General features: G+C 70.8%; 18 protein-coding genes and 1 pseudogene. 5 read left to right on the forward strand and 14 right to left on the reverse strand.

Annotation, left to right across the window (positions count from 1 at the left end; genetic code table 11):
* A partial coding sequence (locus tag FV218_RS17875; RefSeq protein ID WP_187273096.1) for an O-antigen ligase family protein occupies positions 1-568 on the forward strand: 568 nt, incomplete at its 5' end.
* A gap of 3 nt (positions 569-571) precedes the next feature.
* Here FV218_RS17875 and FV218_RS17880 read toward each other — a convergent pair.
* Complete coding sequence (locus tag FV218_RS17880; protein ID WP_147710964.1) at positions 572-1,945, reverse strand: PleD family two-component system response regulator; 1,374 nt, start codon at positions 1,943-1,945, stop codon at positions 572-574.
* A 38-nt stretch (positions 1,946-1,983) separates the two neighbouring features.
* Positions 1,984-2,364 (reverse strand): response regulator, encoded by a 381-nt coding sequence (locus tag FV218_RS17885; protein WP_056089426.1) that lies wholly within the window; start codon positions 2,362-2,364, stop codon positions 1,984-1,986.
* 108 nt (positions 2,365-2,472) lie between these two features.
* Between FV218_RS17885 and FV218_RS17890 the strand changes: the two genes are divergently transcribed.
* Positions 2,473-2,805 carry a DUF3572 domain-containing protein gene (locus tag FV218_RS17890; RefSeq protein ID WP_147710965.1) on the forward strand — a complete coding sequence of 111 codons (333 nt, stop codon included), beginning with the start codon at positions 2,473-2,475 and terminating at the stop codon, positions 2,803-2,805.
* On the forward strand, positions 2,802-4,133 hold the full coding sequence (locus FV218_RS17895) for a DNA polymerase IV (protein ID WP_147710966.1): 1,332 nt from the start codon (positions 2,802-2,804) through the stop codon (positions 4,131-4,133). Before FV218_RS17890 ends, FV218_RS17895 begins: the two co-directional genes overlap by 4 nt.
* 25 nt (positions 4,134-4,158) lie before the next feature.
* Here FV218_RS17895 and FV218_RS17900 read toward each other — a convergent pair whose 3' ends face one another.
* Complete coding sequence (locus tag FV218_RS17900) at positions 4,159-4,989, reverse strand: cell envelope integrity EipB family protein (protein ID WP_147710967.1); 831 nt, start codon at positions 4,987-4,989, stop codon at positions 4,159-4,161.
* Positions 4,990-5,383: 394 nt separating this feature from the next.
* Between FV218_RS17900 and FV218_RS17905 the strand changes: the two genes are divergently transcribed.
* Positions 5,384-5,983: a GcrA family cell cycle regulator gene (locus FV218_RS17905; protein ID WP_147710968.1), complete on the forward strand. Its 600-nt coding sequence runs from the start codon at positions 5,384-5,386 to the stop codon at positions 5,981-5,983.
* 171 nt (positions 5,984-6,154) lie between these two features.
* Here FV218_RS17905 and phoB read toward each other — a convergent pair whose 3' ends face one another.
* From phoB to pstS, 6 genes are all read right to left on the reverse strand, one after another.
* Complete coding sequence (phoB, locus tag FV218_RS17910; protein WP_056089440.1) at positions 6,155-6,859, reverse strand: phosphate regulon transcriptional regulator PhoB; 705 nt, start codon at positions 6,857-6,859, stop codon at positions 6,155-6,157.
* Positions 6,860-6,996: 137 nt separating this feature from the next.
* Positions 6,997-7,737: a phosphate signaling complex protein PhoU gene (gene phoU, locus FV218_RS17915; RefSeq protein WP_056089441.1), complete on the reverse strand. Its 741-nt coding sequence runs from the start codon at positions 7,735-7,737 to the stop codon at positions 6,997-6,999.
* 164 nt (positions 7,738-7,901) lie between these two features.
* Positions 7,902-8,720 (reverse strand): phosphate ABC transporter ATP-binding protein PstB, encoded by an 819-nt coding sequence (gene pstB / locus FV218_RS17920; protein ID WP_056089444.1) that lies wholly within the window; start codon positions 8,718-8,720, stop codon positions 7,902-7,904.
* A gap of 49 nt (positions 8,721-8,769) precedes the next feature.
* Complete coding sequence (pstA, locus tag FV218_RS17925; RefSeq protein WP_147710969.1) at positions 8,770-9,663, reverse strand: phosphate ABC transporter permease PstA; 894 nt, start codon at positions 9,661-9,663, stop codon at positions 8,770-8,772.
* Positions 9,664-9,683: 20 nt separating this feature from the next.
* Complete coding sequence (pstC, locus tag FV218_RS17930) at positions 9,684-10,658, reverse strand: phosphate ABC transporter permease subunit PstC (protein ID WP_147710970.1); 975 nt, start codon at positions 10,656-10,658, stop codon at positions 9,684-9,686.
* A 174-nt stretch (positions 10,659-10,832) separates the two neighbouring features.
* Entirely contained in the window at positions 10,833-11,873 is a 1,041-nt protein-coding gene (pstS, locus tag FV218_RS17935; protein ID WP_147710971.1) for a phosphate ABC transporter substrate-binding protein PstS, read from the reverse strand.
* A gap of 245 nt (positions 11,874-12,118) precedes the next feature.
* Between pstS and FV218_RS17940 the strand changes: the two genes are divergently transcribed.
* Positions 12,119-12,373 carry a hypothetical protein gene (locus FV218_RS17940; protein ID WP_147710972.1) on the forward strand — a complete coding sequence of 85 codons (255 nt, stop codon included), beginning with the start codon at positions 12,119-12,121 and terminating at the stop codon, positions 12,371-12,373.
* A gap of 18 nt (positions 12,374-12,391) precedes the next feature.
* On the opposite strand, the gene FV218_RS17945 is transcribed toward FV218_RS17940, so the two are convergent.
* From FV218_RS17945 to FV218_RS17965, 5 genes and pseudogenes are all read right to left on the reverse strand, one after another.
* Positions 12,392-12,601, reverse strand: a complete 210-nt coding sequence (locus FV218_RS17945) for a hypothetical protein (protein WP_082476030.1) — start codon at positions 12,599-12,601, stop codon at positions 12,392-12,394.
* A 228-nt stretch (positions 12,602-12,829) separates the two neighbouring features.
* Entirely contained in the window at positions 12,830-14,497 is a 1,668-nt protein-coding gene (gene recN, locus FV218_RS17950) for a DNA repair protein RecN (protein WP_147710973.1), read from the reverse strand.
* 244 nt (positions 14,498-14,741) lie between these two features.
* Entirely contained in the window at positions 14,742-15,620 is an 879-nt protein-coding gene (locus FV218_RS17955) for an outer membrane protein assembly factor BamD (RefSeq protein WP_147710974.1), read from the reverse strand.
* 275 nt (positions 15,621-15,895) lie between these two features.
* Positions 15,896-16,843, reverse strand: a complete 948-nt coding sequence (gene lpxC, locus FV218_RS17960; RefSeq protein ID WP_056089460.1) for a UDP-3-O-acyl-N-acetylglucosamine deacetylase — start codon at positions 16,841-16,843, stop codon at positions 15,896-15,898.
* Positions 16,844-17,165: 322 nt separating this feature from the next.
* Positions 17,166-17,745: pseudogene (locus FV218_RS17965) on the reverse strand (cell division protein FtsZ); the annotation flags it as partial.

Raw genomic sequence — 17,745 nt, forward strand, 5'->3', positions numbered from 1 at the left:
GCCCCGGCGCGCCGGCCTCGGCCTCGCGGGCGCCGGCCTGGCCCTGGCCGTGGCGCTCAGCCCCGTGGAGGGCGATCTCCTGCACCGCCTGATGCCGGAGGCGGCCCACGAGCGCCTGATCCAGAGCAGTTCGCGGGCCCGTGTCGCCATCGCCCGCAGCTTCGGCGCGGCGGTCGCCGCCGATCCGTGGCGCGGGGCCGGGTACGGCACGGCCGGGCGCTTCGCCTGGACCCCCGTGGCCGACACCCTCGCGCCGGACTGGCGCCGGATGCTGGCGGTGGGCCACCCGCACAACAGTTTTCTGCAGGTCTGGGCCGAACTCGGGATCGTCGGCGCCGGCCTGATGGCGGCCCTGCTCTTCCTGACGCTCCGGTCCATCGCCGCGATGCCCCGGTTCCAGGCGGTGACGGCCTTGGGCCTCCTCGGCGCCGCGGCGGCGGTCGCCTTCGTCGAGCACGGCGCGTGGCAGGCCTGGTGGGTGGCGGGCCTCGGCGGCGCCGTAACGTGGTTGCGGGAGGGCGGGATGCGCGAAGACGGGCTGGCCGAAGGCCGGGCCGAGGCGGCCTGACGCTCAGGCGGCGGCCGCCTCGACGCGGTTGCGGCCGGCGTTCTTGGCCCGGTACAGGGCGAGGTCGGCGCGCTTGAGCATGTCGGCCGGGCCGATATCCTCGGGCCGGCGCCAGGACACGCCGATGGAGACCGTGACGGCGATGGCGCGGGTGTCGCGCTGGATCGCGAACGGCACCGCCTCGATCCGCTCGCGGATGCGCTCGGCGATGGCGTGGGCCTCGGGCGGCTCGGCGTCGGGCAGGATGATCACCACCTCCTCGCCGCCGTAGCGGGAGACGATGTCGATGCCGCGGGTATGGGTGCGGATGCGGTCGGCGAAGGCCCGCAGGACCTCGTCGCCGGCCTCGTGGCCCCAGGTGTCGTTGATCGCCTTGAAGCGGTCGATGTCGAGCATGAGGGTCGCCACCGGGCGGCCGCGCAGGGCGGCCTCGGCGAACAGGGCGCCGAGGTGGCTGTCGAGGTAGCGCCGGTTGTGCAGGCCCGTAAGCCCGTCGGTGACCGCGAGCTCCATGGAGGCCTGGACGGCGCCCCGCAGGGTGTCGGAGAACCGCCGGCGGCGCACCTGCGTGCGGACCCGGGCCACGAGCTCGTTCCGGTCGACGGGGCGCATGAGGTAGTCGTGCACGCCGAAATCGAGGCCGCGCACCACCCGCGCCTTGTCGTGCGGCTCGGCGATCATCACCACCGGCATGGCCCGGGTCCGGTCGAGGGACCGCAGCTGGCTGCACAGGCGCAGGCCGTCGAAATCGACGAGATCGAGGCTGACGAGGGCGAGGTCGAAGGTCCCCTCGGTGGCGAGCACCAGGGCCCGGTGCGGATCGGGTTCGACGGTGACGCTGTGGTGCTGGCTCAGGGCCGTGGACAGGCGGTCGGCCGAGCTCGCCCGGTCGTCGACCAGGAGGATCGCGGCGTTCAGGCCGGTCTCGGCCGTGGCGAGCGCCAGGGGATCGCCCATGCCGAAATCCCGCGACGCGAGGGCGCGGCTGCGCAGCTCGTCCGTCACGGCTTTGAGCCGGACGAGGCTGCGCACGCGGGCGAACAGGGCGACGTCGTCGATGGGCTTCGTCAGGAAGTCGTCGGCGCCGGCGTCGAGGCCGCGCAGGCGGTCGGAGGGCTGGTCGAGGGCGGTGACCATCACCACCGGCAGGTGGGCGGTATTGGGGTCGTTCTTGAGGCGCCGGCAGACCTCGAACCCGTCCATGCCGGGCATCATCACGTCGAGGAGCACGAGGTCGCACAGGCCCTTGGCGCAGATCGCCAGGGCGTCCGGGCCGTTCATGGCCGCCAGCACGTCGAAATACTCGAGCGAGAGTTTGGTCTCGAGGAGCTTCACGTTGGGGAAGAGATCATCGACGATCAGGATGCGGGCCGACATCTGTCCTCACGCGTTCGGGTCGAGGGGAGCGGAGGCGGTCACGTCGTCCGGCCGTCGCCGAGATACTGGCGGACGGTGGCGAGGAACTTGGCCACGGAGATCGGCTTCGAGAGGTAGGCCTCGCAGCCGCCCTCGCGGATGCGTTCCTCGTCGCCCTTCATGGCGAAGGCCGTGATGGCGATGACCGGGATGGACTTCAGGTCGTCGTCCTCCTTCAGCCACTTCGTCACCTCGAGGCCGGAGACCTCGGGAAGCTGGATGTCCATGAGGATGAGGTCGGGCCGGTGGGTGCGGGCCAGCTCGATGGCCTCGATGCCGTTGGCGGTCTTGAGCGTCGCGTAGCCATGCCCCTCCAACAGGTCGTTGAAGAGCTTCATGTTCAGCTCGTTGTCCTCGACGATGAGCACCGTCTTTGTCATGGCCCATTGTTCCCGGCGTTCGAGCGGCTCATTGTTCTTGGAGGCATGGCCCGTTCTTGGAGGCTCGGCCCGCGCGACATGTCCCGCGCGAGAAGATGTAACGGATACATGTTGACGAAACGCAAATCCGACAATGAGCGCGATTCGGCCGAGCGCCTTGCCGTGGCGATCCTTGCCTGGCTGGCCACCGACGACGAGCGGCTCCACCCCTTCCTCGCCGCCACCGGCGCGACCCCCGACACCCTGCGGGCGAGCGCGCAGGATGCCGGCTTCCTCGCGGGCCTCCTCGACCACGTGATGGGCGACGAGGCCACCCTGATGGCCGCGGCACAGGCCCTCGCGGTCCCGCCCGAGCGCATCGCGGCGGCCTGGCGCCGGCTCTCGCCCACGGAGTTCGACGACGGCTCCGACCACGGGGCGGCGGGCGACGATTGCCCATGACGGCGTTCTGCCGGGATTGCTGCACGGTGCAGGCCGGCCCGGCACGCTGCCGCGCCTGCGGTTCGCCGCGCCTGCTGTCGCATCCCGAGCGCGACCGGCTCACCATCGCCCATGTCGATTGCGACGCCTTCTACGCCACGGTGGAGAAGCGCGACGACCCGTCCCTGCGCGACCGGCCCCTCATCATCGGCGGCGGCACCCGCGGCGTGGTGGCCACCGCCTGCTACCTCGCGCGGATCTCGGGCGTCCACTCGGCGATGCCGATGTTCCAGGCCCTCAAGGCCTGCCCCGACGCCGTGGTCCTGCGCCCGGACATGGAGAAGTACGCCCGCGTCGGGCGGGAGGTCCGGCAGATGATGCTTGACCTGACGCCCCTGGTGGAGCCCGTCTCCATCGACGAAGCCTTCCTCGACCTGTCGGGCACCGAGCGCCTGCACGGGGCGAGCCCGGCCCTCACCCTGGCGCGCTTCGCCGCCCGGGTGGAGCGGGAGATCGGCATCACCGTCTCCATCGGCCTGTCGGATGCGAAGTTCCTGGCCAAGATCGCCTCCGACCTCGACAAGCCGCGCGGGTTCGCCATCCTCGGCCGGGCGGAGGCGGTGGAATTCCTCGCCGGGCGCCCGGTCTCGATCCTGCCCGGCATCGGTCAGGCGGCGCGGGCGCGGCTGGCCGAGCGCGGCATCCGCCGCGTCTCCGACATCGCCAGGGCCGACCCGCGGACCCTGCACGCGGCCCTGGGGCGCGACGCGAGCCGGCTCCTGGCCCTCGCCCGGGGCGACGACCCGCGCCCCGTCCGGCCCGAGCGCGACACCAAGAGCGTTTCGGCCGAGACCACCTTCAGCGCGGACATCGCCGCCTTCGAGGCCCTGCGGCCGATCCTGTGGCGCCTGTGCGAGAAGGTGTCGGGCCGGCTCAAGCGCCAGAACCTCGCGGCCGCCAACGTCACCCTGAAGCTCAAGGACTCGGCGTTCCGCCTGCGCACCCGGACGCGCGGCGGCCTGGCGCCGACGCAGCTCGCCGCGCGCCTGTTCGCCGACAGCGAACCCCTCCTGCGGGCGGCCTGCGACGGCACGCCGTTCCGCCTCCTCGGCATCGGCGGGGGCGACCTGTGCGACGCGGTCCATGCCGACCGGGGCGACCTCATCGACGGGAGCCTCACGGCGGGCGGGCTCGTCACCGGAGGCCTTGCCGACGGAGGCCTTGCCACCGGAGGTGTGGCCCGCACCGTCCGGCGCGAGGCCGCCCTCGACCGGCTGCGTGAGAAGTTCGGCGCCGGAACGATCCAGCGCGGCCTCGCCTTCACCCCCGCGCCGCGCGCCGGCGAGTAGCGCGCGTCAGGACTTGTAGCGGGCGTCAGGATTTGCAGTCCGTCGCGGCCGGGAGCTTGTCGAGGCGGCTGAGATTGCCTGCCACGGCGAATTCCCCGTAATCCAGGCGCAGGTTTCCGCTGACCCCGTTCTCGTAGAGGTCGAAGGTCAGCACGTAGATCGGCGTGCGCTCGCCCGCGCCGGAGGTGAAGTAGCTCAGGGTCACCGGCCAGTGGGTCATGCCCGCCATCTCGCCCTCGCGCAGGGGCTTGTCGCGGTCGGATTCCGCCTTGGCGGAGGCAATCGTGGCCGGGCGTCCGATGACCGCCAGGGTGTCGTAGACCTTCCGGCCGTCGTCGGTGCCGTCGTAGACCTTGACGGAGAGCGTGGTCTGACCGGCGCGCGCCGTCTCGATGAGCCGGCGCATGTGGAGGGTGGGGAACAGCACCTCGCCGCTCGCCTGGAAGCCGTCGCGCTTGGGCTCCTTGAGGCGGACCTTGAGGGCGTCGGCCGCCGTTTCGGCGGTGCCGTCCACGGACTGGCCGGGCGTGCCGTTGAGGAGGGTGCTGACCTTGAAGCGGTAGCTGCGTCCGTCGGCGCTCTCGAAGGTGGTGTTGCGCAGGTCCGAGGTGCGGCTGCCGGTCTCACCGCTGTCCAGCACCGTCACCTGCCGGGTCTGCATCGTGTAGCCCTTGCAGGCGTCGCCCGAGAAATCGATGACGATGCGCCCGCGCGCACTCTCCACCGCCCGGGTGCCGCCGCTCTGGGCCAGGGACAGGTCGTAGACCGCCCGGTGACTGGCGAGGTGCACGGGCTCGGCGGCGCCCGCCCCGGTGGCGAACAGGACGAGACAGGCCGTGGCGCGGGGCAGACGCATGGGGTCTCCTGATGGGGGTGGATCGGGATGCGGCAGTCGCCCCTCAGATAGGCCGCCCCTCCCCCACCGGCAATGCGGGGCCGCCGGCACGCCTCGTCCGGCCAAAGGCCGGGGGTCGAAACGCGACCGCGGGAAACACAGTCGGTGGAAATTCAGTTGACGGACCCACGGCCGGCTCAAACTTGGCCGGTGGAAACTTGACCGCTCTTCCGATCACCGTCGAAGCCGCTCTTGCCTCCGGCTCGCGCGCTCCTGTACGGTTCGCCCGTCGCCGAAGAGAGCCCGAGGCGAACGTCACCCGTCCGGTCCCGAAGTCGCCAGCCGCGGAGCCCCGCCGCTGTGCCTCCGTGCCCGCGACGCCGAGGGTGAGCGAGGACGATGTCGGGAGGGGGCGATGACGGATACGATCCCGAGCTGGTCGGACGAGCGCGTCGATCTCCTGCGCCGCCTGTGGCAGGAGGGCCTGAGCGCCAGCCGCATCGCCGCGCAGCTCGGCGGCGTCACCCGCAACGCCGTCATCGGCAAGGTCCATCGCCTCGGCCTGTCCGGCCGCGCCGCGAAGGCGTCCGACACGGTCCTCCCCCGCAAGAAGGCCGCCCGCGAGGGGGAAGCCCAGGCGGCGGAAGGGGCCGGGGCCGAAGCGACCGGGGCGGCGCAGGGCGCCGAGACCGGCACGGCCGAACCCGGAGCGGTCATCGCCATGGTGCCCGTGGCCATGGTGCCCGTGGCGGCCGAGGCGCCCGCCGCCCGTGCCGAGGCGGCGCCCGTCGCGCGGGTCGAGCCCGTGGCCCTGGCGACCTCCCGGCGCGTGACGATCATGGACCTGCGCGAATCCATGTGCCGCTGGCCCCTGGGCGACCCGACCACGCCCGAGTTCCACTATTGCGGCGACCGCGCCATCACCGGCCTGCCCTACTGCACCCACCACGCCGAGATCGCCTATCAGCCGGCGGCCGAGCGCCGGCGCGACCGCCGGGTCGGCGGCTTCCGATGAGCCCGGCCGGCGGCTTCCGCTGAGCCCGGCCGGCGGCTTCCGCTGAGCCCGGCCGGCGGCTTCCGCTGAGCCCGGCCGGCGGCTTCCGCTGAGCCCAGCCGGCGGCTTCCGCTGAGCCGGGCCGGCGGCTTTCGCTAAGCTTGGCCGGCGGCTTCCGCTGAAGCGGACGCGTTACGGTTCGGCGCCGGCGAACATCTCGTCGAACGAGTAGCCCGAGCCCCGCACCGTGCGGATCGGGTCGCTCTGGCGGGGCCGGTTGAGGGCCTTGCGCAGGCGCCCGACATGAACGTCCACCGTGCGCTCGTCGATGTAGACGTCGTGCCCCCAGACCCCGTCGAGGAGCTGTTCCCGCGAAAACACGCGGCCGGGGCTCTGCATCAGGAATTCGAGGAGCTTGAACTCCGTTGGCCCGAGATGGATCTCGCGGCCCTCCCGGCGGATGCGGTGGCTGAGGCGGTCGAGCTCGATGTCGCCGGCCACCAGCAGGTTGGCCACGTGGGCGGGCTTGGCCCGCCGCAGGAGGGCCCGCACGCGGGCGAGGAGCTCGGGCACGGAGAACGGCTTGACGATGTAGTCGTCGGCGCCCGTGCCGAGGCCGCGGATGCGGTCGCTCTCCTCGCCCCGGGCCGTGAGCATGATCACCGGCAGGCGCTCGGTCTCCCTGCGCGCCCGGATGCGGCGGCACAGTTCGATCCCCGACAGGCCGGGCAGCATCCAATCCAGGAGGACGAGGTCGGGGACCTGTTCCTGCATCCGGATGTCCGCCTCGTCGCCGCGCGTCGCGGAGTCGACCACGAAGCCCTCGGCCTCGAGGTTGTAGCGCAGCAGGAGGGTCAGGGCCTCCTCGTCCTCGACGATCAGGATCCGCGTACTCATCACCCACGCCCGCTCAGTATACGCCCGCCCACCATGCGCCCCCATGCGAAACCGGGGACGTCCGGACCGGGTCCGAACGCCCCCGGAACTGTCCCGTCTCCAGGGTCCCGGCGATGGGCCCCGGTCCCCGCCGTCCCTCAGACGCCGGTGGCCACGTCGAGGGGCGGCACGTCCACCGTGGCGTAGTTCGAGGCGTCGTTCTTGGGACGGTCGCTCTCGGCCAGGCTGTTCTCGCCGGTGACGAGGTAGTGGATCGTCTCGGCGATGTTGGTGGTGTGGTCGCCGATGCGCTCGATGTTCTTGGCGACGAACAGGAGGTGGGTGCAGAACGAGATGTTGCGCGGGTCCTCCATCATGTAGGTCAGGAGTTCGCGGAACAGGGAATTGTAGAGGGCGTCGATGGCGTCGTCGCGCTCCCAGACGTCCAGAGCCGCCTTGGTGTCGCGGCTGGCATAGGCGTCGAGGACGTCCTTGAGCTGCTCCTGCACGAGGTCGCTCATGTGCTGGACGCCGATGACGATCTTCTGCGGCTGGACCTGCTCGGCGATGGCGACCACGCGCTTGGCGACGTTCTTGGCCAGATCGCCGATGCGCTCGAGGTCGTTCGAGACGCGGATGGCCGAGACCGTCTCGCGCAGGTCGATGGCCATGGGCTGGCGCCGGGCGATGAGCAGGATCGAGCGCTCCTCGATCTCGCGCTGCAGGGTGTCGAGGCGGTGATCCGCCGCGATGACGGCCTGGGCCAGGGGTACGTCGCGGCGCACGAGGGCGTCGCTCGCCTCCGTCATCATCTTCTCGGCGATGCCGCCCATCTCCGAGATGGAGCGGCGCAGGTCTTCGAGGTCGGTGTCGTAGGAACTGACGATGTGGTCGGGCATGTCGCACTCCTCGGTCAGGCCCGTCTCGGAACCTGCCACGTGGCGTTGGGGCGGGATACGGGGGTCGATGTCCCCCGCCCGAGGATCAGAGTGCCTCGCGAAACGCCCGATCGCGGCCGCTCCGCTCGAATCCGGCGGCGCGGCGGGCGTTTCGCGGGAGGCCCTCAGCCGAAGCGGCCGGTGATGTAGTCCTGGGTCTGGCGCTTCTCGGGGTTCATGAAGATCCGCGTCGTCGGCCCGAACTCGACGAGCTCGCCGAGATACATGAACGCCGTGAACTGCGAGATGCGCGCGGCCTGCTGCATGTTGTGCGTGACGATGACGATGGTGAACTCGGAGCGCAGCTGCTCGATGAGCTCCTCGATGCGGCCCGTGGAGATCGGATCGAGGGCCGAGGTCGGCTCGTCGAACAGGATCACCTCGGGGCGCTGGGCCACGGTGCGGGCGATGCACAGGCGCTGCTGCTGGCCGCCCGAGAGGCCCATGCCGGACTGCTTGAGCTTGTCCTTGACCTCGTCCCACAGGGCGGCCTTGCGGAGCGACTCCTCCACGCGCACGTCGAGGTCGGCTTTCGGCAGCTTCTCGTAGAGGCGCAGGCCGAAGGCGACGTTGTCGTAGATCGACATGGGGAACGGCGTCGGCTTCTGGAACACCATGCCGATGCGCGAGCGCAGCTCGTTGAGATCGACCTTCGCATCGAGGACGTTCTGGCCGTCGAGCAGGATCTGCCCTTCCGCGCGCTGGTCCGGATACAGGCTGTAGATGCGGTTGAAGGTGCGCAGCAGGGTCGACTTCCCGCAGCCCGACGGGCCGATGAGCGCCGTCACCTGGCGGTCGTGGAAGTTGAGGTTCACGGATTTCAGACCGTGGAAGCTGCCGTAGTAGAAATTCAGGTCCTTCACGGCGATGCGGACGGGGGAGTTCTCGTCCGCCTTGTGGCGGCCGGTGAGCTGCGCGGCGGTGATCCCGGAGGCGGCGTTCATCGGTGGCAATCCTTCGATCGAGCGGGGGGCGGTGGGAGCGGCGCGCGGATCAGCGCGCCCGCTCGCTCTTGATGACGAAGCGGGCCACGATCGACAGGGCGAGGATCGTGACGGTGATCAGGAGGGCGCCGGCCCAGGCGAGCTGCTGCCAGTTCGGGTAGGGCGAGAGGGCGAACTGGTAGATCATCACCGGCAGGTTCGGCACGCCGCCCATGAGGTTGGGTGAGAACCAGCTGTTGTTGTTCAGCGCCGTGAACAGCAGCGGCGCGGTCTCGCCGGCGATGCGGGCCAGCGCCAGGATGATGCCGGTGACGATGCCGGCCGAGGCCCCGCGCCAGGTGATGGCGGTGATGACCTTCGAGGGCGGGGCGCCCAACGCCGCGCCGGCCTCGCGCAGGGTCGAGGGCACGAGGCGCAGCATGTCCTCCGTGGTCCGCACGATGACCGGGGTGGCGATGATGGCGAGGGCCACGGCGCCGGCCCAGCCCGAGTAGCTGCCCATGGGCCGCACCATGAGGGTGTAGACGAACAGGCCGATGAGGATGGAGGGCGCCGACAGCAGGATGTCGTTGAGGAAGCGCACGAGGTCGGCGAGTTTCGAGTTGCGGCCGTACTCGGCGAGGAAGGTGCCGGCCATGACGCCCACGGGCGTCGCCACCACGATGCCGAGGAACGTCATCACGAGGCTGCCGAGGATCGCGTTGGCGATGCCGCCGCCCTCGGAGCCGGGTCCGGGCGTCGGCTCGGTGAAGAGAAGGGGCGAGAAGCCCTTCACGCCCTCGATGATGAGCATGCCCAGGATCGAGCCGAGGACGAGGATGCCGACGAGGGTGGCCAGGGTGCTGGCGCCGATGAGCATCTTGTCGGCGATCCGCCGTCCGGAACGGACCCGGCTGGCCTGGAGGGGTGGCGCGGTGCCGGCGACGGTGTTGAGCGCGTCCATGGGTTCTGGCTCCGGCGAACTCACGCGACCTTCACGCGTCGCACGAGCAGGCGGGCGACGATGAGGACGACGAAGGTGATGACGAACAGGATGCAGCCCAGCGCCATGAGCGAATTCAGCTGCAGGCCGTCGGCCTCGTTGAACTCGTTGGCGATGCGCGACGCGATGGTGGAGCCCGGATCGAACACCGAGGCCGAGAGGCGGTTGGCGTTGCCGATGACGAAGGTCACCGCCATGGTCTCGCCCAGCGCCCGGCCGAGGCCGAGCATGATCGCGCCGATGATCGAGACCGAGGCCTGGGGCACGAGGACGTGGCGCACCACCTCCCAGGTGGTGCAGCCGATGCCGTAGGCGCTCTCGCGCAGCACCGTGGGGATCTGGTCGAGCATGTCGCGGGTGATCGAGGCCACGAACGGCACGATCATGATGGCGAGGATGATGCCGGCGGTGAGGATGCCGACGCCCGACGGCACCCGGGCGTAGAACAGGGTGCCGACGATGGGCATGCCTTCCACGAGGTTCGACACCGGCACCTGCACGAAGCGGGCGAACAGGGGCGCGAAGATGAACAGGCCCCACATGCCGTAGATGATGCTCGGCACCGAGGCGAGGAGCTCGATGGTCATGGAGACGGGCTTGCGCGCCCAGCCCGGGCAGAGCTGCGTCAGGTAGACGGCGATGCCGAGGGACAGGGGCACGCCGATGAGCAGCGCCAGCACGGCGGAGGCCAGGGTGCCGATGATGGCGACGAAGGCGCCGTACTGCTCCTGGCCGATGTTCCAGGCGCTCGACGTGATGAAGCCGGGACCGAATTCGGCGAAGGCCGGCCAGCCGCCATAGGCGATGGAGGCGAGGATGCCGAAGAGCACGAGGAGGACGAGGATCGCCGAGGCGTAGGAGGCCGCGCGAAACAGCTGGTCGCCGAGGCCACCGGGCTTGCGCTGGGCCGAAGCGGCCGTCCGCGTCAGGGAGATCTGTTCAGTCAAGGCGCCCATCCGAGTTGGTCTCTTCTCTCTGCGGCGTCTACAGCGCGGCGTGTCCCGACGCGAGCCGATCGTGTTCCATGGGACGGGCCCGGCGCATGCGCCGGGCCCGTCGATGGATCGCCCGTCCCTCGAAGGGGACGAAGTCTTACCTGCCGAAGACAGGCTTACAGGTTGACGACGGGCTTACATGTTGAAGACGGGCTTGCCGTCCTTGGCCTTGATGTCCTTCCACGCGTCGTGGATCAGACCGACGACGTTGTCGGGCAGCGGCACGTAGTCGAGGTCGACGGCGAGCTTGTCGCCATTCTTGTAGGCCCAGTCGAAGAACTTGAGCACGTCGGCGGCCTTGGCCGGGTCGGCCGGCTCCTTGTAGACCAGGATGAAGGTCGCGGCGGTGATCGGCCAGGCGTTCTCGCCGGCCTGATCGGTCAGGGAGATGCCGAAGCCGGGGGCGGACTTCCAGTCGGCGCTGGCGGCGGCGGCCTGGAAGGCCTTGTCGTCGGGCTGCGGGAACTTGCCGGCCTTGTTCTGGATCAGGGCGTGGCTGAGCTTGTTCTGCTTGGCGTAGGCCGACTCGACGTAGCCGATGGCGTTGGGGACCTGCTTGACGGTGGCGGTGACGCCCTCGTTGCCCTTGCCGCCCTGCCCGGCGGGCCAGCTCACCGTGGTGGCGGCACCGAACTCCTTCTTCCAGGCCTCGGAGGCCTGGGAGAGGTAGGTGGTGAAGATGTTGGTCGTGCCCGACGCGTCGGAGCGGTAGACCGGGGTGATGGTCGCCTCGGGGAGCTTGACCCCCTCGTTGAGCTTGGCGATCTTCGCGTCGGACCACTTGGTGATCCGGCCGGCGTAGATCTCGGCGATGACCTCGCCGGTGAGCTTGAGCTTGCCCGGCTCGACGCCGGCGATGTTCACCACGGGGACGACGCCGCCCATGACGGTGGGGAACTGGACGAGGCCGTCCTTCTCGAGGGCCGCACCCTTGAGGGGCGCGTCGGTGGCGCCGAAATCGACGGTCTTGGCCTGGATCTGCTTGATGCCGCCGCCCGAGCCGATGGACTGGTAGTTCAGCCCCATGCCGCTCTCCTTGCGGTAGGCTTCGGCCCATTTCGAATAGACCGGGAACGGGAAGGTGGCGCCGGCGCCGGTGATGTCGGCGGCCAGGGCGGAGGTGGCGAGCTGGGCGGTCGCGAGCCCGAGGGCAAGGGCGTAGGCGAAGGGTTTCACGAGGCTCTCCGTGTCTGTCGAGCGGGAGGGGGGACCCCGGGCCCGCGCGATCCGCGCGCCCTCGATCCGCCACGACCCGTTAACCGCCCGATGGTGCGGCTCTATGACCGCGACGTGACACGCCGATGACAGCGGCCGCCGGAGCCGAATGGCACGGTCTCCCGCCTTCGCGCGTTGGAACCTGATCCGGACTTCGGCCCATGGCGGTCCGTGCGGAGCGATGCGGCCCTGACGGGGAGGCGACGGTGACGAACGAAGCGAGCAGCGGCACGGCGCCGGCGGACCCGGGCGACGGCGTCTTCCTCGATCTGCACGTGCAGCGGGAGGCCCTGGAGCGCAGGCTCGTCCTCGTCCAGCAGCAGCAGCAATTCGGCACGAACGCGGACGCCATCGCGCGGGCCGGGAGCGAAGAGCGGGAAGCCCTCCTCGACCTCGACCGGGTGCTCACCCTGATCCGGGCGGCGGAGTATCGGCGGCAGCCGGGCGCGCGGCGCTGGTAGGCGGCGGAGACCGGGCGCTCAGTCGACCCGGCGGCGGTCGCGCTCCTTGTGGCGCAGGCGCAGGAGCAGGTCGATCTGGCCGTCCGGAATCGGCAGCGTGTCGCAGGTCTCCTCGTAGAGGGAACGCAGGGCGGTGCCGAGGCGGTAACGCGTGTCGTCGGTCAGGGTCGGGTGTGCATCGCCATCGTGCCCGCAGCCCCTGTCGATCCCGGTGACTCTCTGGTCCAACGTCTCAGTCCCTCGTCTCGAGCGATGTTCAACGCCTGCGCCGAATCAGGGCGTACCCGTCACCCCGCGAGAGTCCCCGATCATGGTAAACAAACCCTTAAGACATCGGTCCGGGAAATAGACGCTGGATCTCGGCGGGAGCCGAACCAGGATTTGGGGCCTAAGCGTGGTGTCGGATACGACGTCGGGGCCGATGTTTTGTTTCAAAGCAGGTTTCCCTGCCCCGCCTCACGCCTCCGCCGATTGCAGCAGGCGGGCGGCCGCCGCGCGGGCCTCGTCGGTGATCGTGGCGCCGGCGAGCATCCGGGCGATCTCCTCGCGCCGCGCGGGGGCGGCGAGGGAGGCGACACGGGTGGCGACGCGGTCGCTGCCCTTCACCGGGTCCTTGGCGATGAGGAAGTGCGTCTCGGCCCGGGCAGCGACCTGGGGCGCATGGGTGACGGCCACCACCTGGACCCGGGTGGCGAGGCGTCCGAGGCGCGCGCCGATGGCATCGGCCACGGCGCCGCCGACGCCCGTGTCGATCTCGTCGAAGATCAGGGTCGGGGCCGAGCCCTTGTCGGCCAGTACCACCTTGAGGGCGAGCATGAAACGCGAGAGCTCGCCGCCGGAGGCGACCTTCATCATCGGCCCGGGGCGGGTGCCCGGATTGGTCTGCGCCCAGAACTCGACCCGGTCGTAGCCGGCGGCATCCCGCGACTCGGGGTCGGTGCCGATCTCGGTGATGAAGCGGGCGCGCTCCAGCTTCAGGGGGGGCAGCTCGCCCTTCACTGCCGCGTCGAGGGCCTTGGCGGCCTTGCGGCGCCCTTCCGTGAGCTTCGTCGCCGCCTTGGCATAGGCGGCCTCGGCCTCGGCGAGGGTCTTCTCCAGGCCGCCGAGGGCCTCCTCGCCGGCATCGATGGCGGCGACATCCGCGGCGTAGCGCTCGCGCAGGGCCGCGAGATCATCGACGGGCACGTCGTATTTTCGCGATGCGGCGCGGAGCGCAAACAGCCGCTCCTCGACGCGCTCCAGCTCGCGCGGGTCGAACTCGGCCTCGCGCAGGGCGGCGTCCAGGACCGTGTGGGCCTCGTCGAGGGCGGTCAACGCGGCGTCGAGGGCGGCGACGCAGGGCTCGACCAGGGCGGGCAGCTGCCCGGCGCGGCGCTCGAGCTTGCGCAGGGCGGAGGAAAGGTGGGCGACGCTCGGGCCGCCGGACGCCTCGATGGCCTCGTTGAGTTCGCGGGCGACCTTCTCGCCCTGCTGCATCACCGTGCGGCGCTCGGCCAGGCCCGTCTCCTCGCCGGCCTTCGGATCGAGGGTCTCGAGCTCGTCGACGGCGTGGCGCAGAAAATCCACCTCCTTGCGGGCGGCGTCCACGCGGGCCCGGTGCTCGCTGAGGCCGGTGCGGGCGGCGCGCACGCGCCTGGCCGCCTCGCCCACCTGCCCGAGGGGGCCGTGCAGGCCGCCGAAGGCGTCGAGGATGGCCCGGTGGGTGCCGGGGTCGGCCAGCGCCCGGTCATCGTGCTGGCCGTGGATCTCGACCAGGGCGGCGCCGATGGCGCGCAGGACCTGCACGCCCACGGGCTGGTCGTTGACGAAGGCCCGGGTGCGGCCGTCGGCCATCTGGATGCGGCGCAGGATCAGGTCGCCCTCGGTGTCGAGGTCGGCCAGGGCCGCGAGCGCCCGGGCGGGGTGGTCGAGGCCGAGATCGAACACGGCGGTCACCGCACCCTGGGCCTCGCCGTGGCGCACGAGGCGGCCGTCGCCGCGCCCGCCGAGGGCCAGCGCGAAGGCATCGAGCAGGATCGACTTGCCCGCACCCGTCTCCCCGGTCAGGACGCTGAGCCCTTCGCGAAAATTCAGGTCGAGCTTGTCGATGAGGACGATGTCGCGGATCGCGAGCTGGCTCAGCATGCCGCGGGTTCGGCCCTGTTGGAAACGGTGGCCACGTTTGGGTGCCTCTCACGAAACGCCCGTTCGGCGCCGTCCCCGGCGACGGGGGGCGCGGGGGCTTTGCGTGAGGTTCTCTTAGCGGGATTCGGGGTCGGACGGAAACGCCTGTCCGCCTCGGCGGAGACGCGCGGGCTCCGCCGAAGGGCGGCCCCGTGCGCGGCCGCCGGTCCGGATCACCAAGCCCGCGCGGGGGCGCCGGTCCGGATCACTGCGCCTCGGCGGTCCGGCCGATGACGCCGCGGTAGACCTTGCTCAGCCAGGAGGACTTCTCCTCGCGCGGCTCCAGGCCGCCGTTCTGCAGGAGCGCGAAGGCGTCCTTGTACCAGGGGCTGTCGGGGAAGTTGTGGCCGAGGACGGCGGCGGCGGTCTGGGCCTCGGCGGTGATGCCGAGGGCCATGTAGGCCTCGACGAGGCGCTCCAGGGCCTCTTCCGCGTGGCGGGTCGTCTGGTACTTGCTCACCACATCGCGAAACCGGTTGATGGCGGCGGGGAAGTTGCGGCGCTCGAGGTAGAAGCGGCCGACCTCCATCTCCTTGCCGGCGAGCTGGTCGCGGGTGATCTGGATCTTGGCCTTGGCGTCGGTGGCGTATTCCGAGGTCGGATACTTCTGGACGAGCTCCTGCAGGCCGGCCAGCGCCTTCTCGGAGCGGTCCTGGTCGCGGGTCACGTCGGGGATCTGCTTGTAGTGCGACATCGCCATCAGGTACTGGGCGTAGGCCGCGTCCTTGCTCGCCGGGTGGCGCTGGAGGTAGCGCTTCGAGGCCGAGATGGCGTCGTCGTACTTCTGGCCCTCGTAGTTCGAATAGGCCGTCATCAGCAGCGCGCGGCGCGACCAGTCGGAATAGCTGTAGGCCTTGTCGAGCTCGCCGAACTTCTTCGAGGCGCCCTCGTAGTCCTTGTCCTCCATCCGCGCCAGGCCGTCGCTGTAGAGCTTGTCGGCGGGAACATCCGGCACGACTTCCGGCTTGTACTTCTCGGCGAAGGGGTTGATCGAATCGAGGGCGTCGCAGCCGCCGAGGCCCACGCCGCAGAGCGTGAGAAGCACGGCCGCCATCGCACCGCGGTTGGGATGAATGAGGCGCATTCCGGTACTTCCCCCAACAGGCGGCCCGCTCGGGACGCGCGTCGTCAAGCCATCACAGGTGTCGGTCGCGTGGCTGACGGCGTGATGCCACGGTCCGGCTGCGTTGCCCAGCGGACCTTGCTCCGTTTCACGGACGAGTCACCGTGGCGTGCGATTTGGGCGTGAAAGCGGCGGCCCCGCCGGGCCGTGCCGCGGAGGCGTCCGAAACGGTCGCGTGTTGCAGACCCGCTACAGATCCCGCCCGCAACAGATCCTGCCCGCGACGGATCGGCCCCTCAGAGGTCGCCCGCGAAGGCGGCGAGGCCGAGGCTGCTGCCGAACTCGGCGAGGCTGGTCTCGCGGCGCGGGCTCGCGGCCTCGACGATGGCGTAGTTGGAGCGGTCGGAGAACAGGGCGGTGAGCACGCCGACATTCATGCGGTGACCGCCGCAATAGGAGCGGTAGGCGCCCTGGATCGGCAGGCCGGCCAGCGCGAGGTCGCCGACGGCGTCGAGGAACTTGTGGCGGACGAACTCGTCGGCGTAGCGCAGGCCCTCGGGGTTCACGACGGCCGTCTCGCCGACCGCCACGGTGTTCTCGAGGGAGGCGCCGAGGGCGAAGCCCGCCTTCCAGTAGCGCTCCACGTCGCGCATCATCCCGAAGGTGCGCGCGCCCGCGATCTCGCGGCGGTAGGCGGAGGCGGTGAGGTCCATGGCCTTGCGGCTGCGGCCGATCACCGGGTTCTCGAAATCGATCTCCACGTCGAGGCGGAAGCCCCGGTCGATGGGGCGGAGCTCGGCGAAGGCGCGGTCCACCTCGATGCGCACGGGGCGCAGCACCTTGATCCAGCGCCGGGCGGCGCCGCAGGTGGCGAGGCCGACGGCGTCGATGGCCTGGACGAAGGGGCGGGCGCTGCCGTCGAGGATCGGCATCTCGGGGCCGTCGATCTCGACGAGGACGTTGTCGAGCCCGAGCCCGTACAGGGCCGACATCAGGTGCTCGATGGTTGCCACGGCGCCCGTCTGGACATCGCCGATGACGGTGCAGAGCTCGGTGGCGGACACGCAGGCGTGGTGGGCCTTGATGAGGCGGTCGTTGCCCGTGGGCATTCCGGTGCGGAGGAACGCGATCCCGTGATTGGCCGGCGCGGGGTGGAGGGTGATCTCCGCCGGATTGCCGGAATGCACGCCGATGCCCCGCAGGGTGGCCGGTGCCTTGAGTGTCGTCTGCTGGTTCGTTCGCATTCCATAGCCCTCGGCCGTGATCGAACGCAGGCCTCCTTCGAGGGAGGCAAGTCGTTCCCGTGATCCGTCCGCTGCTTGAAGCCCCGCGAGCGCGGGCGGCGAAACCGCCGCGCTTTTCGTTCCAAAATTCGTATAGCCCCGCCCCAAACCGGGACCAAATCACGGTTTCTTACGCTGTGTTACAATGCAGCGTCGGGACGGCGATCGAAAAAGCTTTTTTCGATCAACGATTTAACAACGCATGTCACCCGAGGTCGCGAGACCCCGGGTGCGTTGCAAAAAGACATCAAGCCGGACGGGGATGGGCCCCGTCCGGGAGGGTTCAGTTGGCCTGGCGGCGGAGGAAGGCCGGGATCTCGAGCTGATCGTCGTCCATCATGCGGGCCTGCGGTGCCTGCACACGGCCCTGGGCGTCGAGGTTGCCCTGCGCGGGGCGGTAGCCCTGGGCGACGGGCGCGGGGGCCCGCTTGGCATAGTCGACGGGCGCCTGGGGCACCGGTGCCGCCGGGGCGCGCACGGGCACCGGAACCGGGGCCGGGGCGGCCTCGGCCTCCTCGCGGCGTCCGCCGAAGCCGACGGTGGCGAGGCGGCGCAGGAGGGTCATCCGCTTGGTGTCGGCGGCGGGCTCCACCGGCTCCTCGCCGCGGCTGGCGCGGATCTGGGCCTGGCCGGGCATCGGCAGGTCCTGGATCTGCGGCATGCGCGGCGCGCGGGCCACGGCCACCGCCGGGCGCGGCGGCACGAACGGGCCGGCGGCGAGGACGGGCGCCGGCTCGGGCTGGGGCTGGGGCGCCGGCTCGTACGCCATGGCGGCGCGGGGCTGGGTCTGGGTCAGCACGACCTCGTCGCGGATGACGGGCGCCATCTCCATCCGCACGGGCTCGGGGGCGGCGGCCTCCGGC

This window comes from Methylobacterium sp. WL69 (genome assembly GCF_008039485.1).
In the GTDB taxonomy this organism is placed as follows: Bacteria; Pseudomonadota; Alphaproteobacteria; order Rhizobiales; family Beijerinckiaceae; genus Methylobacterium.